This is a genomic window from Microbacterium sp. Bi128 (assembly GCF_918698205.1).
Genome location: NZ_CAKKMM010001640.1, coordinates 1 through 1,053 on the forward strand (window position 1 = coordinate 1; position 1,053 = coordinate 1,053).

Sequence of the window (1,053 nt, forward strand, 5' to 3'; positions counted from 1 at the left end):
GCGGTCCCGGCCAGCGCCTCGGCCTCTGCGTCGGCATTGCGGACGGCTGCGGGGGCCAGCCGGCTCATCATTGCCTGGACGGCCTGGAAGTCCGGTGCCGTCTGCCGGTCCACGCTGAGTTCGGCGAAGTTCGCGAACCCGAGAAGGCTGCCCTTCTCGGCGCGGAGCCGGACCATGTCCTTGACCAGGTCGAGCACATCGAAGCTTCCGCCGTCGCTGCCGCGGCCGATGGAGGCCTCGTAGAGGCGACGGCGGATTTCCCGGTTCGCCAGCGCGGCCATGGCAGGCTGGTTGCTCGGCTGGATCAGGGTCAGCAGGAACTTTCCCTCGTGCCCGGCGGTCCGGGCGGCCTCGGCGGCGCTGGCGACGTCGTCGGCGGGCAGGCCCGCGAGGTCGGCGGCGTCATCCAGCAGCAGGGCAGCGGACTTCATGCCCTCCTTGACGCGCTGCCCGAACTCGGTGCCGAGCCGGGAAAGCTCGGCGTTGACGTCCCTGAGGCGCTCCTGGCCGGCGTCGTCGAGCTGGATGCCGGAGGCCCGGAACTCCTTGAGGTATTCCTCGACGAGCCGGGCGGACTCCGCGTCCAGGACCGTTGCGTCCAGCGCCGCGAAGCGCTCGTAGAGCCCGCGGTTGAGGTAGACGGCGTCCTGGTGGGCGGCGAAGAGCGGGGACAGGCGGGTCTCGAGGTCGCGGATGGTGTCCGAGGCGTCTGCGGACACCAGCGTGAAGAAGGACGCGGCGGCCCGGTCCAGGAGCCGGCCGGAGCGTTCCATGGCGAGGGCCGTGTTTTCGAAGGTCGGGGCCGCCGGGGTGTCCACGATGGCCTGGATTTCGGCAAGGTGCTCGGCCAGGCCGGCCTCGACGGCCTCGGCGTAGTGCGCGTCGTCGATATCCGCAAACGGCGGCAGTCCATAGGGCAGGGTGCTGGGGCTCAGGAGGGGATTGGTCATGAAATGACTCTTTCATGCAGGCGGCCGCTTCTCAACGATCGGCTCCGTGTGTTGTGATGCCGCCCACCATAGGATGAGCGGCATGGAGAACACGACCGCGAGG

Annotated in this window: 1 protein-coding gene; it reads right to left on the reverse strand. The window is 69.6% G+C overall.

Going from position 1 to position 1,053, the window contains the following annotated elements; all coding sequences use genetic code 11:
• On the reverse strand, positions 1-950 hold a 950-nt coding region (locus LQV45_RS35160; protein WP_230012657.1), incomplete at its 3' end, for a M3 family metallopeptidase.
• Between the last annotated feature and the right edge of the window lie 103 nt (positions 951-1,053).